The 2,481-nt window shown below is 39.1% G+C and carries 1 protein-coding gene; it reads right to left on the bottom strand.

The window, feature by feature from the left end; all coding sequences use genetic code 11:
• Positions 1 to 1,144: 1,144 nt before the first annotated feature.
• On the bottom strand, positions 1,145 to 2,107 hold the full coding sequence (locus FC18_RS09795; protein WP_056976183.1) for a hypothetical protein: 963 nt from the start codon (positions 2,105 to 2,107) through the stop codon (positions 1,145 to 1,147).
• Positions 2,108 to 2,481 lie beyond the last annotated feature (374 nt).

The raw sequence follows: 2,481 nt of genomic DNA, 5'->3' as shown, positions 1-2,481 counted from the left end.
GATTACAAAGTTATCGTGGATTTGCCTGAAAGTTAGGGCTAATTCACCAGCCACTAGATAGCAAATATGACATGATGGAGAGGTCATCCTCACCGTGGAACTCCAGGCTATTTTCGTCGGGAACTATCCACAACGACCTCATCAGCTATGTTGGACATCTGATTTTTCACTACAAGAACACCTCGATGACAAAAAGGCCAAGCCTTATCCAAAATATGGCACCCTCCAACAACACGGGCAGCGCAACATTTTATGCCGTGGAGCTATTAGCCCGTAAGTGCCAAGGAGACATTTCCCGAAATCCTACAACGTCCACATACCCCAAGCCGAGTAGTTAAAGAAGGCTCACTGGTACAGGTCCCTAGCGTAAATCAAAGGCGTGTGCGTGTTAACCAAGTTCAGCAGTAGCAAATTGTAGGTCGGTTCAGCTCATGGACAGGGTGTTTTGGTCGCGCTGGACATAATACGTGCGGACGAGACGTGGCGCGAATGTGTAGCTCAGGAAGCTTAAGCTAAGTCAGAAACAAAGTAATTTCCAGCATAATCTGCTAGAGAACTTTGAACCAAGTGTTAGTGACAAAAACATATCAGACTGAGGAAGTTATACGCAGTTGCTGATTGTTCTTTACGATATAACAACCATAATCACAAATTTTGTTGGTCAAATTTATCAAGCGCTGCAAAAATTGCTCTAAGCATACTAATAATCTCTGAACAAGCACTAACCAGAAACGATAGCCAACAAGACAGTATTATGTGCGAAAAAAAACCGCTTGAGCCCCTTCTGAATAGCAATGATACCATCGAGAACATCGCTACTAAGAAAAATAGCACCGTTGTTATCAATAGTCTGTCCATAAACTTTTTGTCTGTATGTAGTCTTAACAGCGCCTCCCCGATTTCAAGTTGTGATATCAAAGGGATTAGTGCAAATGCGGAAAATAGCATGGCGGTCGCTACAGAAGTGAACGACAAAACACCAGACAAAACCTCCGTGTAATTGTTAATAGTAGCAGGGCAATAATTAATTATTAAACAGATGCAAAAGGTTCCGGCTCCCATCACTATCTGAAAAAAGTTTCGCTTAAATCGTCCATTTTTCATGTATATAACCTCCAAAATTTCAAGCTGATACTATTGCGCATTAATCAACAAACTCAAACTGTGCTTTCAAGAAATCTAATTTGTCTCTAAAAGAATATTCGAGCATTCGGAAGTAATGCTTGATTGTGATTTTTTCTCCGTTTTTGATGATTATTTGCCCACTATAAGTTAACTTGTTTTTTAATAAATCAATAGGTTCAAATATTCCGTCGTTCTCTCCTTCAATTACAGCAGTTTCCAGGGAAAAATTTTCACCCTCGCTCATCAATGAGTTCAGTTTTCTTTTGAGTGTATGTTTTTCAAGATTAGTCCCAGAGAGCACATACGCATATTTATTACCCCTCATTGAACTAGCAAACCGCATATCCGCATACTCACTTCGTCCATCATCTGCAAAATCCAAAAAATTATTTGGAGAAGCAACCGCTATCCTTAAAGTCTTCAAAGCCGAAAAATCGTCAATTGCGTCTACGCCTCTTTGATTAAGTATTACCTCCATTTTTGCACCTCGCAAATTAAACGCCAATTTTATAAATCTAAGTAAAAGCGCATTCGACAAATCTCCTGTGCATCTGGTGCGACATAGCACTTTTCTATAGGGATCATAAAGTACTTCAGTGTTTACTAAGGGTCCATAATTTCCTTCAGAAGCCTCGTTATCAGCTAGCTCTAACTTGTGCCGCCTTTCATCAACTTCCTGGGTCAACACTCCATATTCAACATCTCGACTTGGATCAACCCGCTGAATATTTAGCTGATAAACGAATTCCATAACCGGGCCATTTTCTGTCTGCACTGCTGCTGTCTCGAATCTCGTCATCGCCGAAACAAAGATACGTTCCCCATTTATGGTCAAATCAGGCACGTTGTCATATCTTCTATTATAAAAATCGTCATAAAGCTCAATAATTTTGGGCTTCAAACTTTCCAAATGAGTTTGCTTTCCTCCGCTCAAGTGGAAAAAATATACTTTCTTTTTCTTATATTCAACAACCTCATCCATAACATCACCCACTAATTTATACTTATAAAAATAATTATATCACCAGAATTTAGAGACTGACAGTTGTTTGTGATTCTGTTGTTGAAAAAAGTTCGGCACTCAGCGATGAAACAGTTGCTCCGGCTTCATCTACTCTCCAAGACCAATAAAGAGCATGTTGGCAAAACTACATTTTCAAAACGAAATAAAAAACCAACTCTAACTGCACTAACTCAATTTGTAATATTTGAAAAATATAAAGGTCTTCACTTTTTGGTGTTGTAATTTTTTCTATAAAGAGGTGGAATACCCATATCGGTTATAAGGTATAGAATCTACATTAGTGGCTGGTGAATAATTTGTCCAAGTTATCTGTAACAGCTCCTTAACCCGTT

Source organism: Lacticaseibacillus sharpeae JCM 1186 = DSM 20505, assembly GCF_001436225.1.
Taxonomy (GTDB): Bacteria; Bacillota; Bacilli; order Lactobacillales; family Lactobacillaceae; genus Lacticaseibacillus; species Lacticaseibacillus sharpeae.
The sequence above is the reverse complement of the archived record's forward strand: the minus strand, read 5'-3'. Positions and strand labels throughout refer to the sequence as shown.

Bases quoted from the DNA above. Each gene is read 5' to 3' on its own strand.
- FC18_RS09795 (WP_056976183.1), bottom strand. From the start codon at position 2,107: ATGGATGAGGTTGTTGAATATAAGAAAAAGAAAGTATATTTTTTCCAC.